The organism is Ensifer sp. LC163 (genome assembly GCF_001695855.1).
Taxonomy (GTDB): domain Bacteria; phylum Pseudomonadota; class Alphaproteobacteria; order Rhizobiales; family Rhizobiaceae; genus Ensifer.
The window spans coordinates 1-15,992 of the sequence record NZ_MBSS01000023.1 but is presented as its reverse complement, the minus strand read 5'-3'; the positions used below and the strand labels follow the sequence as shown (position 1 = coordinate 15,992).

Below are 15,992 nucleotides of genomic sequence, written 5' to 3'. Positions count from 1 at the left end.
CGAGCAAATGGATAAACTGGCATCCACTGCCTGAGTCGAGTATCCCCGTATTGAAAACCGCAAACACGGGTCTAGAATTTCAGGGCTAGCCCGAGAATTGGACCCTGCTGGACAGCGTCAAACAGGAAGCCATCGTCGCTATAGTCGACACCCAATGCTCGGTAGCCGGCAATCGCCGAAATCCGATCGTTGAACTCGTAGCCAACACCCAGCGCGACGTCCCAATCGATGTCAGCTCCACCACCGCCAACAAGTCCCCATCCAGTCAGGTAGACTTCCGGGGTAAGGGAATACTTGCCTCGCAACCCGACTATGCCGTCAACCCAGGTCGCGCCATCGCTCCTTTCAATGCCGCCAAGGATGCCGCCGTTGAAGCGAATCGTTGTGTCCACTGACCAAATTCTCACGCCACCAACGACGTCCAAATGTCCCTGCGGTGTATCAACGATTGCGTATCCAGCGCCCAATAGACCCGAGAACGTCTCAGAGGTCACATCGACGCTGGTCGCCAAGATGCCGCCTGGCGTGTCGCCATCGGCTCCGAGCTTCGTGTAGATGATGTCGCCGATGACGCTGAAGCGACCGTTTCGCGCCTCTCCTGCGGCCATGAAGGCGAAGTCGAGATTGCCGAGGATGTCATTGAAGTCCGCATCCATATCAACGGTCGGTAGACCGAATTGCGATGTTTCACCCGACAGCCCTGCCATCCAAAAATATGGCGCAACCGAGAACGACCAACCATCCGGACCTTCGATCGTCTGTTGATCCCGTGTGAGCAGAGGAGAAACGTCGGCAGCAACGGCACTGCCCCCTATCAGCGCCGCGATTGCTGCCGCCAGGCCGAATTTGGTGTAGCTGTTCATTGGCTGTCCCTTCAGTTTTGGTGCGCGCGACACGCCGGATCACGTTCCAGGCTTTGTTCTGAACCACAGTCCTTGGCCGCGATCTTCTGCGCGCTGCCCGACTGGCCCGCTAGCCCGGTGACGTGGTGAGCGTAGTTTTCGCGCGTCGCTTGGTCGACTAAAGCGACTGGCGCGGCGAGGATCAGGCCTGCCGCGCTCCCGGCCGCTGTCGCCGCGCCTGCCGTTCCTGCGATGAGGTGATCTCCAAGGCCCATCTTGCTGTCCGTCAATGTCTGGCCTTCGGAAATCCGCGCACCGATCAGTTGGACAACTTGGGGCGATTCAGCGAACTTGCCGTGGTGCATGCTGTCTCCGGCCTTCACCTTGGTCAGATCGATGACGGTAATGTCGCTGTCCGCCAGCTCCTGCTTGTAAGGAGCCTGCTCCGGATCGATCGATCCCAGGCGAGGAATGTCACCCCAGACCCTGCGCGAAAAGGCCAGTGCCCGGTCATCCTGCGACACGAAGAGGGTGAACTGCGGGTGCTGGTCTCCCATGTCCTCGATCTGCGAGCGGAACACATCGACGTCGACGTCGGGGGCTGCGAGCATCACATTCTTGAACTTTGCCGGCAGGCGATCGTTGCGGATTGCCATCTGGCGAAGTGCTTCTAGCGTCAGCCAGTTTCCCATGGAGTGCGCGAGGATCGACACCTCCTTCACTTCCTTGTCCGCGGCCAGATACTGGAACAGCGACTCCAGCGCGTTGCGGGTGTAGTTCGTGCTTTCGCGGTCGTAGCCATAGGCCAGCAGGCTGCCCCGCGACGGCCAGGTCACCAGAACGGGCGCACTCCTCACGCCGGAATCATGGACGATCTGGGCAAAACGGTAGACCGAGTCTTCGAACCGATTGTTGAACCCGTGGATGAACACGAGCACGCTGCGGTCGGGGCTCTTCCTGACCGAGGCATTGAGCCAGGTCTTGGCTTCATCCCTCGTCAGCTCGTCCGCTTTCAGGGTCGCGAAGTCCGTGGCCGGATTGGGAGGCAGCTTCTTCGGCCAAGCGACATCGCCGACCTTGCGGACAGGAGGGATGGATACGGTGATGTCCGCAAACGTCGGGGCACGTGCCCGCTCGCCCGTGAACATCTCTCCCGGCATTTCCGAGCGGCCACGCGTGGTCGCGATCAGCATCTCCACCCGCCTTGCATCGGGGGACGTGTCGGCGACGGGCGTCAGCACGCCCTTCGGGTGGCCGCCGCATCCGGAAACGGTGACGAGCGTCAGGCACAGGATCATCCGCCGCAGGCGGCATGAGTATGAAGCGACGCGTGCATCGCCGGTGTATGAATTGCTCAAAACGCTTCCAACTTTCCCTGATATCGGGCCCTAGCAGTAGTAGACGCCGACGGCGCAGCGCCGCACGGTTCGCCGTGCCACGCCCGCGACGCTGACAGGTGTCAACGGACGGCCGACACGCGCCTCGGCGGGCCTCGGAAGACTGTAAAGCCCGCGGGTCGACACCTGCTCTGCGGCATCAATCGCGGGGAGCAGCAACGCGGCAATAAACAGAACGGCCTTCAGTTTTCCCTGCGCGGTCATTTGTTGTCTCCCATGTTCAGGTGATCGGGTAGTTCGTCGATGTCGGCGAGATCCTTCAGGTCGACCTTTTTGGCGTCGGTCCCGTTGACGAAGCTGTAGTCCTGCGCAACGACATCGACGCCGGTCTTCCAGTCGGAAATCTGGATGCTGTATTGCGGTGCCCGATCAACTTGACTGGCGGTGATCACGTAGCGGCAGGGACGGGGGTTTTCGCCCTGCGCAATCCAGATCTGCCAGTCGACGTCTTTCGCCCGGAAGGCGAGGTGGTCGCATTCGACGCCGCCGATCACGCCACTGCCGAGGTCCTTCACGTCGGTTACGCCCTCCATCAGCTTGTCATAGGCGTCGGGCAGGAGCAGGTCCGCGCCGGGGACCGGCTTGCCGAGCTTGTCGCGCATCGCGTCGACCAGATGCTCGACCGTGCCGGGAACTTCGACCTGGGTATAAAGGTTGGCGTCCTTGCCGAAGAGCGTCACGGTGTTGCCGTCGAAGACCATTTCGACATTGGCAAAGCCGCCAAACCGTGTGGCGCGCAGCTTGTCCGGCCGCCCCAGCTCGATCTTGCCGGAACTCGCCAGCAGCAGTTTCTGATGGTCTCCCGTGACGACTTCCAGGTTTGAGTCGTAGGCGAAGGAAATCGCCTTTTGCGAAGCGAGATAGTCTGACATCGCCTTGAGGAGGCTTTTTGCCTCGGCTTCTGCCGCCATGGCTTCTGCTTGCGCCATCAGCCCCGACATGAGAGCGAACGCCGCGACTGAAAGAGTAAATCTAGTGTTCTTGCGGATCATCGACCGGAGCCTCCGTGCGTGCGTGGTAGGCATCAGCCGCCGGCTGGCAGCCATCACCGGCAAACTGTAAGTGCCACGGAGACCGAACACCCGTAACCTCTTGTAGGCTCTGTGCGATCCGAACAGTAGAATCTGCTTACCGCGCAGGCCCCAGGGGCGATGATGTTGCGGAGGCCAATGCTTTCGCCTCTACTTCTGCTGCGCTCGGCACCGGGAGGCCCGCCTTGCGGAGCGAGGCCATCATCCGGAGGTTGTCCTTCGGCTGGATATTGCGCTTCCTGTGTTCTTCGATGATGTTCGGGATGTAATCCGGACGCATCTTCATGAAGATCTCTCCCTCGCGCCGCGCATCATCCAGCAATCCGGCGTCGGCGTAGATGGCGGCTGCTACCAGGTGATACATCGGGAACTTCTGCAGATCCGTCTTCCGGATGAGGCTCACGGCTTTATCACGGTCGTTCAGCATGTAGGCCGCGAGCGCTCGCACGCCGTGATAGAAGCTTGCGCCGCCGGGATTGAGCGCAAGCGCTCGGTCAAGAAGATCCGCGCCGCGCTGCCACTGACCACAGATTGCGAGCCGCGTTCCGAACTCACCCAACAGCTCGGTGTCGTTCGGGTTCGTTGCCAGTGCCTCTTCGCCGACTTGAAGCGCCTCCGTGAGTTGTTGGTTGAAGAACAATGCAATCATCTGAGATTGAAGCGCGCGGGTGTTTCCCGGTTCCAGTTCAATCGCCCGTCGTGCCGAGCGCAGCGCCCTGTCAAGCGGCGTCGGCTGACCGGGCCTGAGGTTGAAGCGGAAGCGGTCTTCATCGAGGTACACGATGGACGACATCGCCCATGCGGTCGCATAGGCCGGGTATCGTGCAACGGCGCTTTCAAGACAGTCTCGGGCGATCAGATGAGTCTCCCGGCTCAGTTCTGCGCGATATGCATAGAAACGAAGCGTGCAGTCGTAGATCCCGAGGTCGTTCGGGGGAGGGCTGGCTGTGGCAGCCTGTGCGATGATGCCGTAAGGCTGGGCAACAGCCGTCGCAACTTTGCTCGCGACATCGGATTGGATGGCGAAGAGTTCGCGGCTGGTCAGGTCGTCGTCGTAGTTCTGCGACCAGAGGATTGCTCCGTCGGATGTGTCCAACAGGCGAGCCGTCACCCGGACCTTGGAACCGGACACCCTGACGCCGCCTGCCAGCAGATAACGAGCGCCCAGCCCCCCACGAACTTCAGAAGCTTCGACCCCTGGGGAAAGCGACTTCGATGTCTCGCGGCCGAAGACTTTGAGCTCCTTAAAGCGCGGCAGGGCGGTGAGCAGCTCTTCGGTCAGCCCGACCGTGTAGAGCTCCGCCTGCGGCCCGTCACCCAGATTGGCAAAAGGTGCGACCACCAGCGTCGGCTCATCTGGACCCTCGGTGGTGCTAGCCTGCTTCGAAACCGCGACTACCAGGTCGGCTGCCCAGTGTGTCAGCGCCACCACGCCGATTATGCCGACAAGACCAGCGAGGATCGGCCATCGGGTAGACAGCCGGAGCCGGCCGAGACGCGGGCCGTCCTCGACAGCGTCGCTCTTGAGGTTCGTCGATGCAACGTCGCTCCAGACAAACGAAGGCGCGTAACGCCCTTTCGGAATGTCTATCCTGATGGGATCGTGCTGCCCGGCGACAAGATAGTAGCGCTCGAGGGTGCGCCTCAGCCGCCCAGCCTCGATGCGGACGACAGGATCGTCCTGGGTGAAGTCTTCGCTGCGCTTGAACACTTCGATCGCGATCGTGTAGCCCTTCAGGCGCTGTGCGCGCCCCGCCAGGGCCTCCTCGACGACGAAAGTGAGAAAAGCCGCGCTGCGGCCAGCTCGCGGAAATTCCGAACTGGAAATGATGCGCGCGAGCTGCTCACGAATCTCTGCTGCACTTGGCGAAAATCCTTGCGATCCTTCCCTGTCATCCGAGCCGTGTGCCACAGATATGTCCATCGATTGCTCCCCAATACGCACACAGTCGTGACAATCACAGATTTAGTTAGCGTCCGTTGGTGTAACCTACGCTGACGGGACCGGCTCGTCCAGAAACATACCGGTCTAATGTAACGTTATTGTTGGCTTGATCCGGGGCGCCCGCCCAAAGCGCTGACCGAGATTGGGCCTCCAGCGGGCGACGTGCCCCTGGCGCCGCTGATTTTCAATGTCGGCGTGGAGATCGGGCAGCTCATTTCGTTGCGATGACCCGACAGGGTCGTGCATTCGAGGCTTCCGGCGGCGGAGTGCGGGGTCGCGGCATCCTGCGCGATCGGCGGTCTGCCCGCATTATGGATGGTCAAGCGTATCGCCCGGTTAGGGCGTGACGGCAGGTATGCGCATGCCGCTGCCAAGCGTGGGTCGGTGTATCTGTGGAGCACCATGGAGCCCGACACAAGATAAGTCGACGGTGACCTGCAGGTGAGGTCGCCGAATGACGACCGGGGAAGAACTTCGAACAGCAGAAGACGCGTGTCCGTCAGTTCGGGCAGACGTTCCAGAACCGCGTCGTGCGGGCGCGGTTCGTATAGTGCCAGCAATGGCCGGATTGTGGCGGCGACCCGGCGACCAATGCCGTGGCAGCGCCCGCAAGAAGCCGACGGCCGCGCCTGCCGAAACTACACCGCCCGGCCGCCAGCGGCGGTTCGGACTGACGATTACGACGCCGCGCAGCCGTGTCGACCGCAGGCTGCGTCAGCGCGGCGGGCCCCAACAGGCGACGCGGAGAAGATCGGGGGGCGGCCAGCGCCAGGGTGACGGCGATGGTTGTAACGTCAAGTGTTCGACACAGAGGTCTCATCCGCTTGTCGTCGTCCCGTGCGAGAGGTGGGGCTTATCCCTTCAGAGGCGTGGCCAGGTCTGAGATTCGCAGACGACCTTCAGGACGCATCCCTTCATCTTCAGTGCGTTGCCCGAGACGGTAAGGGAGCCATCATAGGTCTTGTTGGCATCGGGGTCGGTTATCTTTCCGGAATAGCTGCCGTCGCTGCCGTGGAAGGTGCCGATCTGCTTGCCCGTATGCTTGCCGGATTTCAAGGTGATGCAGTAGCCTCCGCCACATGAAGCAATCGCCGCGGTATCGCCCAATTCGGTCTTCCAGTTGCCAACGATCGGGTCTTCTGCGCGAGCGATACTTGTAGCCAGCGTCAAGGCGGCAGCGATGGTGAAGATGCGCTTCATGGATGCTCCTTTGAATGGAAGTTTCGCCCGGAACCTACGCCTGCTCGCCCTCGCGCGCCCGTAACATCTGGTAGGCTCGCTGTAGGGAGCGGTGTTCGTCGCCTGCGCAGTGTGGGGCACCGGCTTGTATGGCGCGCGCTACATCGTTGCCACTGTAACAAACGGTGCAAGAGTGGAACCTTGCTGCATCATGCGACATTGACGGAAGTTCGTCGACGTCGCTCTGGTGCGGCACAGGCCTTGGGGAGCCACTCATGGGATACGACGTCTCTCTCGCGAAACGATGTTTCCCGTCCCGAACAAGTCTGATCGACGAACTCGCCGCCCGCGATGAGAACTTCCGCGACTTGTGCCATGACTTCGCCACCGCGGATCATCTGCGGCTATCGTTGGAAAAGACTTCCGGCCCCAATGGGGGCGAGCGTCTTGCCGAGTACGTGGAGCTCGTGGACGTCCTCCGGGACGAAATAACGACGGCCCTCGACAACGCTGCCGTCGTGCAGTTTCCACATCCGCGGAAATGACAACACGGCGCCAGTGGGGACGTTAGCTACTGTAAACTACTTTCCTTTCGGCAAATCGCGTGGAGCATGTCGGCGCTGGCCAACACCCTGCCCGGCGGCCAGGGGATGGCCGATTTCAACGCTGTTTTCGATCGGACATGCCATGACGAACAGACTTGCAGTTTTCGCAGGAGCGATAGCCCTCGCGGCTTTTGCCCTCACCAGCGCCAGCCGGGCGGACAGCATCAGTTATGCCGACGCGGTGAGCACACTCGCCAACGACTGCGGTTCGGATATCAAGAAATACTGCAAAGGCCTCAACCTCGGCGGCGGCCGCATTCAGGCCTGCCTCGAGCAGCACGCGGGGAAAGTCTCGCCGACCTGCACCATGACACTGGCGAACGTGATCGCGTCAATCAAGCAACGCGAGGCGGCGCAGTCGTCCTTCGCGACGGTCTGCAAACACGACATCGCTCAGTACTGCAAAAGCGTCAAAGGTGAGGGCAATGTCCTTTCCTGCCTGAACAAGGCGACGCGCGTGAACGAGGGGCAGTGCGGTCAGGCCATCATCGACGCCGGATGGCGTTGATCCGTGTTGGGAACAGGAGACAAGGCAATGAAAAACATTGGATTTAGCGCTTTGCTGACGATCGGCCTCACACTGTCCTCTGGTCAGGCGTTGGCACAGGAGCTCAACGACACGCAACTCGTGCGCACGCTCGGACGGATAGAAAGCGCGGCGCCCGCGATCGACATCGCGCTTCTGGTGGAAGAGGCATCGGCAAATGCGGGCAAAGGTGTCGCCAACCTCCCGAACTGGCAGAAACTCTCCAAGCTGTCGCAACTGATCGTCGAGATCGAATTCGAGAACGATTCCGTCGCCATCGAACCAAAGTCCTACCGCACGGTCGGCCTGATTGCCGACGCGCTGCATCATCCCAACCTGCGGCGCTATAAGTTTCTCGTCGTCGGCCACACGAACGCGACGGGCGACGCCAACCACAATCTCGAACTCAGCGCGCAACGCGCCAATGCCATAACCGAGGCCCTTTCGACCACGTTTGCGATCAAACCAGACCGTTTGTATTCGATTGGTGTGGGCGAGGAGTGGCCGCTCGATCCAGCCAACCCGAAAGCGGCGGAAAACCGACGGGTTCAACTGATCAATCTCGGGCTCGTCAAATAGCAGGCCTGATTGGTTTTTCATCTTGAAGTCAGGGTGGCGCGTTCCCTGCCGGCTTCGTCAGAACCAGCATCACCGCGCCATCGTGTGGCGTTGTGGTGGGGGGTATTACCAAGCTTATGGCGGCCGTTATGTCGTCGGCAACATCGACTGGGCCAGTCGCATTTCATCACAAATTGGATTTTTTTGGAGGAATAGTCATGAATATTACACGACGTGAGTTGACGGTGGCCGGTCTCGGCCTGATGGCAGCGGGCTCAATCGGTTCACCGGCGACCGCCGCTGATGGGCTGATCGCGGACTTGCCCGAGGGTCTCGACGAATTCGCATTGGCGGTCGAGGCCTACATTTATGCCTATCCTCTCGTGACAATGGAGATCACCAGACGCGTGATCACCAACGTCGTCGAGCCGGAAGGAACCCGGGGCCCGATGGGGCATGTCATCAAGCTGCGCCAATACCCGGACGCCAAATTCCGGGACGTGACGGCGCCCAACGCCGATACGCTCTACACGACCGCATTCTTTGATGTGGGTGACGAGCCATGGGTGGTGAGCCTGCCCGATCTGAAAGATCGCTATGCGCTGTTTCCGATGCTGGATGGCTGGACGACAGTGTTCGACGTTCCCGGAAAGCGGACCACCGGCACGGGGGCGCAGACATTCGTGGTTACCGGCCCCGGCTGGGAAGGCACGCTGCCGGAGGGGGTAAAGCAATACAAGTCTTCGACGAGCATCGTCTGGCTGCTCGGGCGCATCTACTGCACCGGTACCCCGGAGGACTACGCCGAAGTCCATAAGCTGCAGGATGAGGTGAAGCTCTATCCCCTGAGCGCATGGGGCAAGGACTGGACGGCACCCAAGGGTAAGGTCGATCCGGCAATCGACATGAAGACTGCCGTTCGCGAGCAAGTCAACAAGATGGACGCGGTCGAATACTTCACCCTGTTCGCCGAGCTCCTGAAAAGTAATCCGCCGACCGATGCGGATGCGCCGATGGTCGCCAAGCTGGCCGAGCTGGGCATTGTTCCTGGCCAGGACTTCGACAAGAGCAAGTTTGATCCCGCTTTTGCGAAGCGCGTCCCGCAGGTCGGCTTTGCCCGCATCATGATGCATTTCAAATTCAGCGACGGCGACATTCAGGACATCGATGGCTGGGGCTTCACGACAAAGGCCGGTATCTATGGCACCAATTATATCCAGCGTGCCTTGATCACAGCGATCGGCCTCGGGGCAAACCGGCCACAGGATGCGATCTACCCAACGTCGATGAAGTCCGACAGCGGGGTGATCAAGCGGGCGTATAACGGCTCCGAAAAATACGTACTGACGTTCAAGAAAGACCTCACTCCGCCGGTTGCCGGTTTCTGGTCATTGACCATGTATGATGCGGGGTACTTCTTTGTCGACAATCCGCTGAACCGCTACTCGATCAGCGCACGGCAACCGCTCAAGGCCAATCCGGATGGCTCGATCGACCTGTTCATCCAGCACGAGTCGCCGGGAGCGGACAAGGAGTCAAACTGGCTGCCGGCGCCCGAAGGAAAATTTATCCTCATGATGCGCCTTTATTGGCCCAACGAGGGCAATCCCTCCATCATTGACGGGTCCTGGACGATACCGTCGGTGAGAAAGGTCAGCTGATACTACACACTGAGCTTTTCATCCAGCCGGATGAAAGATTGCGATCCGCGAACAAGGCGACCCAGCCCCGCCTTATCCGCGGTCCTTCTGCTCACGCCCGCTCCAGTTGCGAAGCAGTATGACTTCCTTCGCTCTCAACCAAATCTGTCACCACCGCAGAGAGCAACGAATCCCGCAGATGGGTATCCGAAATCACCCGTGACAAAATGATCGCCCCAACCATTTCCGAAAGGATGGCGGCGGGATGTCTGTGACGGCTGTTCGCCGGGCTGGCGGACGAAAGTTTTGCGATCTGCTCAACGTAATATTGGATAGCGGACGTGAAGGCGGCGCGGAGAGCGGGGTCGTTGCGCCGTGCAGCGTCTGCGGCCAGTGCTGGCAGAATGCATCCCGAGCCGGTGCCGTCGCGATGTGCCGATGAGACATAGACCTCGATCAACGCGCGAAATGGATCTTGCGGCGTTTGGGCTAGCGCATCCTCCAGCACCGCCTGCGTGTCCGCGATCGCACGTTCGCTGGCCTTGATCACCAGATCATCCTTCGAAGCGAAGTTTCGATAAAAGCCGCCATGGGTCAGTCCGGCGTTTTTCATGATGTCGGCGAGGCCGATCCCGTCGTAACCGCACTCGCGCAGCAGACGCGCCGCCGTCTCTATGACCTGTTGGCGGTTCTCCTCCATCTTGTCTCGCGTCACCTTCATGTCTGCTCACTCCATCTTTGGCAGGAACGACCTGCGATGTAACTTCTGGCCATTAAGACGGTCGCGCGTCCTCGAACCAGCAAAAAATCCGCTTGACATTTTTGATTACGAGCATCATCTAACATTAATGATGATAAACGTCATCAATAATTTTGACAGGTGGGAACCGCATTGCCCTTCACGGGCCGCGCCATCCGCCGGCCCGCAGCGAAGAGGCAAAGACAAAGCCCGTACCGAAGGCGCATCCGGCCGACCGGCCCCCCGGACGTGAGACCGCCGTCCGGCCCATATATTGGAGAAAACCATGACCAGTTCTGTCCGCTATCTCGGATCGGGTGCGCGCTACCTAGATGCGCCGAATTTCTCGATCAGCGTTGGGGGGACTACTTTTGCCTATCGCGACCTCGGCCCCCGGACCGGCGTTCCGCTCATCCTTCTCAACCACTGGGGCGCGGTTCTGGACAATTTCGACCCGCGGATTGTCGATGGCCTCGCCAGCAAGCATCGTGTGATCGCCACCAACTATCGCGGTATCGGTGCGTCAGGTGGAAAAGCGCCTGTCACCATCGACGAAATGGCGCGGGATGCGATCGCCCTGATCCGCGCACTAGGCTTCGAAAAGGTCGATCTGCTCGGCTTTTCGCTGGGGGGATTTGTGGCGCAGGATATCGCGCTGAAAGCACCGGACCTGGTGCGCAAACTCATTCTGACCGGCACAGGCCCAGCGGGCGGCAAAGGTATCGACAAGGTGGGGCAGGTGTCCTGGCCTTTGATGATCAAGGGTTTGCTGACGCTGCGAGACCCAAAATTCTACCTGTTTTTCACGTCAACGGCCAATGGTCGCCGAGCCGCGAAGGCCTTTCTGGAAAGGCTGAAGGAGCGCAAGGCAGATCGCGACAAAGGACCCACGCCCGGTGCCTTCCTGCGGCAGCTCAAGGCGATCAAGGCCTGGGGACAGCAGGCGCCTCAAGATCTCGGCAGCATCCGAATTCCTGTCCTGATCGCGAATGGCGACAATGACATCATGGTGCCGACCGCGCACAGCGCCGATATGGCCCGCCGCATCCCGGGCTCGCAACTGGTGCTCTACGACGATGCTGGGCATGGCGGGATTTTCCAGAATTACGCCGACTTCGTGCCGAAGGCCCTGTCCTTCCTCGATGCCTGAGGCCGCCACAGAAATACAAATTGGAGAAAACGCCGTGAAGGCATTCGTTGTCGATAAATACAAGAAGAAGGGCGCTTTGCGTTTGGCCGATATGCCAGAGCCGGCGTTGCGGGACGGGGATGTCCTGGTTGAGATTCACGCTACCGCCGTGAACCTGCTGGATTCCAAGGTCAGGGACGGGGAATTCAAGCTTATTCTGCCGTATCGCCCACCGTTTGTCCTGGGTCACGATATTGCAGGGACCGTCATTCGGATCGGTCCGAAAGTTCGGTGGTTCAAGGTAGGCGACGAAGTCTATGCGCGGCCGCGCGATCATCGAGTGGGAACATTCGCTGAGTTCATTGCCATCAATGAAGCGGACGTGGCGCTGAAGCCCAAGAACCTCAGCATGGAAGAGGCCGCCTCCATCCCGTTGGTGGGGCTGACTGCTTGGCAGGCGCTGGTGGAAGTCGGCAGGCTGAAACCCGGCCAGAAAGTCTTCATTCAGGCCGGATCCGGCGGTGTCGGGACCTTTGCGATCCAGCTTGCGAAACACCTCGGCGCGACGGTTGCGACGACGACGAGCGCAAGAAATGCCGAGCTGGTAAAAAGCCTCGGCGCCGATGTGGTTATCGACTACAAAACGCAGGATTTCGAGAAGATCCTTTCCGGCTATGATCTCGTCATCAACAGCCAGGACAACAAGACGCTCGAAAAGTCTCTTGGCGTGCTGAAACCAGGCGGCCTGGTCATCTCGATTTCGGGTCCGCCCGACCCCGAATTCGCCAAGGAGCTTGGGTTGAACCTGTTCCTGAGACTGGTGATGAGCCTGCTGAGCCGTGGTGTGCGGAAAAAAGCAAAAAGCCTCGGCATTCGCTATTCATTCCTGTTCATGAAAGCGCAGGGTCAACAGTTGAGCGAGATCGCTTCCCTGATTGAAGCGGGCGTGATCCGCCCGGTCGTCGACAAGGTTTTCCCCTTTGAAAAGACTGGCGATGCCTTGGCCTACGTCGAGACGGGACGCGCAAAAGGCAAGGTCGTCATCACGGTGAAACGATAGCTCCGGCTCTCACCTTCGGCGCTGCCGCCGAGCCCTGCCGCGTCGAGTTGGGCGAATGCAAGTCTTTGTGCAATTGGTCCCACGACCCATTCCAGCCAAACCAGCCGATGCCCTCGGTCTATGCTCAAAGATCGCATGAAGTATTCGAATGGAGCGTCGCGCTGTTTAGGAGTGTCCTAAGCCGGGAAAAAGAAAACTGTTGTTTTCTGACGCCGCGTTCGACCTAAGACTAAGAGGCACGAGATTACGAAAGGGCTGCAAAGCGACCTGTGCCCGGACTTGCCTGGCCGAACACGATGCGCCGTCATCGAATGCCAGGATGGTGGCGTGGGGCGATCGCCGCCGCCCCACTGCTTCGCCTGCCACCAAGGCTTCAAAAATAGGAAAACCGCATGATGAAGTTGTATAGGCCGGTTAACGAGGAGTGCGGGCTCGCCGACTGGGGGAAGCCGGAGGACATTGGTGCGGTGACGATCGAGGGCGACGTTCGCGTCGCAGGCCGTTTCGATCTGGGTTCGCCGCAGAGTGAGGTTTTCGGCGGTGTCTTTGTCGCAACGCGCGGGCAATATCGCGCCGTCTATGCGTTCCACGAACATGCGACGCTGCTGTCGGGACGGCTGGAGCTGACCGACGAGACAACCGGCCACACGATCTCCTACGGCCCCGGTGACAGCTGGATCATCGCCAAGGGCACGCCTGTCCTGTGGACGATCGTGACCGACCGGATCAGCAAGAGCTACGTCGCCGCGACGCGCGACATTTAACTGGAAAGCCTGGAAATCGTGGAACCCTGCAGAACCGAGCGCGACTTTCTCGGCGAGATCGTGCTGCCCGCCGCAAGCCTTTACGGCATCCAGACCGCGCGCGCCGTTGCCAATTTTTCGATCACGGATGTGCCGCTCAGCCACTTCCCGGAACTCGTGGTGGCTCTCGCGCAGGTGAAGAAGGCCTGCGCCCTTGCCAATGCGGAATGTGGTGCCCTCGACGCGGATGTCTCCGCGGCCATTGTCGCCGCCTGCGACGAGATCATCGCCGGACAGCACCATCAGTCTTTCGTCGTTGACATGATCCAGGGCGGAGCAGGGACGTCGACGAACATGAACGCCAACGAGGTGATCGCCAACGTCGCCCTAAAGAACTCCGGCTATGCGCCGGGCGACTACCAGCATCTGCATCCGAACGACCACGTCAATCGCTCGCAGTCGACCAACGATGTCTATCCGACGGCGATGCGCCTTGCCGTCCTCAGCCAATGTGGCGCGCTCACGCGGGCTCAGGAACGCCTGCGTGTCGCCTTTTTGGACAAGGCGCGCGAGTTCGCCACCATCGCCAAAGTCGGGCGTACCCAACTGCAGGACGCGGTGCCGATGACGCTCGGCATGGAATTTGCCGCGTTCGCGGTGACCGTGGAAGAGGATATCGAGCGGATTTACCAGCTCAGTGAGCTGTTGAGAGAGCTGAACCTGGGCGGCACTGCAATCGGAACGGGCATCAACACGCCGGCGGGCTATGGGCCGGTCGCCGTCACTCATCTTTCGCAGATCAGTGGCGAGCGGCTGGTACTTGCCAAGGATTTGATCGAGGCCACCTCGGACCTCGGCGCATTCGTGACGTTCTCGGGCGTGCTGAAGCGCATTGCGGTGAAGCTTTCGAAGATTGCCAACGACCTGCGGCTGCTGAGCAGCGGGCCGCGTGCCGGGTTCGGGGAAATCAAGCTGCCGGCCGTGCAGCCCGGATCTTCGATCATGCCTGGAAAGGTCAATCCGGTCATTCCTGAGGTCGTCAATCAGGTCGCCTATCAGGTGATCGGCAATGATCTGACGGTGACGTTCGCCGCCGAAGCAGGGCAGCTCCAACTCAACGCCATGGAACCTGTGATGCTGTTCAATGTGCTGCAGTCGATCCGCATCCTGGCCAGAGCGATCACCGTGCTGTCGGAGCGTTGCGTCGAAGGGATCGAGGCGGATGTGGAGCGTTGCCACGAGCTGGTGAGCAACAGCCTGATGCTGGCCACTGCCCTGGTGCCGCGCATCGGCTACGAGAGTGCCGCGAGGGTCGCAGCGATAGCCGGGAAAAGTGGCCGCACGATAGCGCAAACGGTCTCCGATCTTGGGCTGATGACACAGGAAGATTTCGACGAGTTGAAGCGGAGCTGCCTCGATGTCTTCACCGCCGTCGCACGCCAATGACAGTCGCGCGGCCACCTAGAGCAAAAGCCCGAAGCGGCTTTCGGTCCGGAAATACGTGAAAACAAGAAGATGGAGCGGGTTCGCGGTTCGATTTATGGACCGCCAGCCTGTGAGAGCTGAGCAACATCAAGGAGTTGCATAGATTGAAAATACTTGTGACGGTCAAGCGGGTGGTTGACTACAACGTCAAGATCCGGGTGAAGGCGGACGGCTCGGGTGTCGAGCTGGCCAATGTGAAGATGTCGATGAACCCGTTCGACGAGATCTCGGTGGAAGAGGCGCTGCGGCTGAAGGAAGCCGGCAAGGCCGACGAGGTCGTCGTCGTGTCGGTCGGTCCTGGTAAGGCCGAAGAGACGCTGAGGACGGCGCTGGCGATGGGTGCCGACCGCGCCATCCTGGTCGAGACCGACGACCCGGTCGAGCCGCTCGCCGTCGCCAAGATCGTCAGGCACGTGGCCGAGGCCGAACGGCCGGGGCTGATCATCGTCGGCAAGCAGGCGATCGATGACGACAGCAACCAGACCGGCCAGATGCTGTCGGCGCTCTTGGGCTGGGCGCAAGGGACGTTTGCCTCCAAGGTCGAGATCGGCGATGGCAAGGCAACCGTGACGCGCGAAGTTGATGGCGGTCTGCAGACGATCGCCATCACGCTGCCGGCGGTGGTGACCACCGACCTGCGGCTGAACGAGCCGCGTTACGCCTCGCTGCCCAACATCATGAAGGCGAAGAAGAAGCCGCTCGACAGACACACGCCGGCCGATTTCGGCGTCGACACGACGGCGCGGCTGAAGGTGCTGAAGACCGAGGAGCCGGAAGGCCGCAAGGCCGGCATCAAGGTCAAGTCGGTGGCCGAACTGGTCGAAAAGCTTAAAGTCGAAGCCGGCGTGCTTTGAGGAATCCGTGAGGCCCGCCAGCAAACGGCGTGTCGCTGCGCTTCCGGTGCTCACGTACGTTCAGTACGCTGCGCGCCGGTTCTCGCGCCTCACCGTTTTCGGCAGGGCCTGACGGATTCAGGAACCAACAATTTTGGAGAACAAAACCATGGCTATTCTGCTTCTGGCTGATCACGACGGCAGCCACCTTTCCGACCAGACGGCAAAGGCGCTGACGGCGGCGAGTAAAATCGGCGGCGACGTGCATGTGCTGGTGGCC

The 15,992-nt window shown here is 60.4% G+C and carries 16 protein-coding genes and 2 pseudogenes; 10 read left to right on the top strand and 8 right to left on the bottom strand.

The annotated features are described in order from the left end of the window. Positions 1–71: 71 nt before the first annotated feature. The 7 genes and pseudogenes from BC360_RS18350 to BC360_RS18325 all read right to left on the bottom strand — a co-directional run bounded on the left by BC360_RS18350 (position 72) and on the right by BC360_RS18325 (position 6,415). Positions 72–863 (bottom strand): hypothetical protein, encoded by a 792-nt coding sequence (locus BC360_RS18350; protein ID WP_065796414.1) that lies wholly within the window; start codon positions 861–863, stop codon positions 72–74. Positions 864–874: 11 nt separating this feature from the next. Beyond that, on the bottom strand, positions 875–2,140 hold the full coding sequence (locus tag BC360_RS18345) for an alpha/beta hydrolase (protein ID WP_139110125.1): 1,266 nt from the start codon (positions 2,138–2,140) through the stop codon (positions 875–877). 90 nt (positions 2,141–2,230) lie between these two features. After that, a complete protein-coding gene (locus BC360_RS18340) occupies positions 2,231–2,443 on the bottom strand; it encodes a hypothetical protein (RefSeq protein WP_065796412.1) in 213 nt (70 codons plus the stop codon). Then, on the bottom strand, positions 2,440–3,231 hold the full coding sequence (locus tag BC360_RS18335; protein WP_065796411.1) for a DUF2092 domain-containing protein: 792 nt from the start codon (positions 3,229–3,231) through the stop codon (positions 2,440–2,442). Before BC360_RS18335 ends, BC360_RS18340 begins: the two co-directional genes overlap by 4 nt. A 136-nt stretch (positions 3,232–3,367) precedes the next feature. Further along, positions 3,368–5,194, bottom strand: coding sequence for an adenylate cyclase (locus BC360_RS18330; protein ID WP_065796410.1), 1,827 nt, complete (start codon positions 5,192–5,194; stop codon positions 3,368–3,370). 520 nt (positions 5,195–5,714) lie between these two features. Further along, a pseudogene (locus tag BC360_RS32780) lies at positions 5,715–5,905 on the bottom strand (hypothetical protein); the annotation flags it as partial. A gap of 171 nt (positions 5,906–6,076) precedes the next feature. Continuing rightward, a complete protein-coding gene (locus BC360_RS18325) occupies positions 6,077–6,415 on the bottom strand; it encodes a DUF2147 domain-containing protein (protein ID WP_065796409.1) in 339 nt (112 codons plus the stop codon). Positions 6,416–6,669: 254 nt separating this feature from the next. On the opposite strand from BC360_RS18325, the gene BC360_RS18320 reads away from it, so the two are divergent. The 4 genes from BC360_RS18320 to BC360_RS18305 all read left to right on the top strand — a co-directional run bounded on the left by BC360_RS18320 (position 6,670) and on the right by BC360_RS18305 (position 9,744). Continuing rightward, entirely contained in the window at positions 6,670–6,939 is a 270-nt protein-coding gene (locus tag BC360_RS18320) for a hypothetical protein (RefSeq protein WP_065785353.1), read from the top strand. A gap of 142 nt (positions 6,940–7,081) precedes the next feature. Next, positions 7,082–7,507 (top strand): cysteine rich repeat-containing protein, encoded by a 426-nt coding sequence (locus BC360_RS18315; protein WP_065796408.1) that lies wholly within the window; start codon positions 7,082–7,084, stop codon positions 7,505–7,507. Positions 7,508–7,534: 27 nt separating this feature from the next. After that, positions 7,535–8,104 (top strand): OmpA family protein, encoded by a 570-nt coding sequence (locus BC360_RS18310; protein WP_065785351.1) that lies wholly within the window; start codon positions 7,535–7,537, stop codon positions 8,102–8,104. Positions 8,105–8,301: 197 nt separating this feature from the next. Beyond that, positions 8,302–9,744, top strand: a complete 1,443-nt coding sequence (locus BC360_RS18305) for a DUF1254 domain-containing protein (RefSeq protein ID WP_065785350.1) — start codon at positions 8,302–8,304, stop codon at positions 9,742–9,744. Between the two features lie 91 nt (positions 9,745–9,835). Here the strand turns inward: BC360_RS18305 and BC360_RS18300 are convergent, their stop codons facing one another. Further along, complete coding sequence (locus BC360_RS18300; RefSeq protein WP_065796407.1) at positions 9,836–10,444, bottom strand: TetR/AcrR family transcriptional regulator; 609 nt, start codon at positions 10,442–10,444, stop codon at positions 9,836–9,838. A gap of 304 nt (positions 10,445–10,748) precedes the next feature. Between BC360_RS18300 and BC360_RS18295 the strand changes: the two genes are divergently transcribed. The 6 genes and pseudogenes from BC360_RS18295 to BC360_RS31685 form a co-directional block, all read left to right on the top strand. Continuing rightward, positions 10,749–11,612, top strand: a complete 864-nt coding sequence (locus BC360_RS18295; RefSeq protein ID WP_065785348.1) for an alpha/beta fold hydrolase — start codon at positions 10,749–10,751, stop codon at positions 11,610–11,612. A gap of 34 nt (positions 11,613–11,646) precedes the next feature. Continuing rightward, positions 11,647–12,651: an NADP-dependent oxidoreductase gene (locus BC360_RS18290; protein WP_065796406.1), complete on the top strand. Its 1,005-nt coding sequence runs from the start codon at positions 11,647–11,649 to the stop codon at positions 12,649–12,651. 392 nt (positions 12,652–13,043) lie between these two features. Beyond that, positions 13,044–13,415, top strand: a complete 372-nt coding sequence (locus BC360_RS18285) for a cupin domain-containing protein (protein ID WP_065785346.1) — start codon at positions 13,044–13,046, stop codon at positions 13,413–13,415. Then, positions 13,416–14,840, top strand: coding sequence for an aspartate ammonia-lyase (locus BC360_RS18280; protein WP_208858202.1), 1,425 nt, complete (start codon positions 13,416–13,418; stop codon positions 14,838–14,840). 143 nt (positions 14,841–14,983) lie between these two features. Then, the gene (locus BC360_RS18275; protein ID WP_065796404.1) at positions 14,984–15,733 is read left to right on the top strand and encodes an electron transfer flavoprotein subunit beta/FixA family protein; all 750 of its coding nucleotides are present in this window, start codon (positions 14,984–14,986) and stop codon (positions 15,731–15,733) included. A gap of 148 nt (positions 15,734–15,881) precedes the next feature. After that, positions 15,882–15,992, top strand: a pseudogene (locus BC360_RS31685) (electron transfer flavoprotein subunit alpha/FixB family protein); the annotation flags it as partial.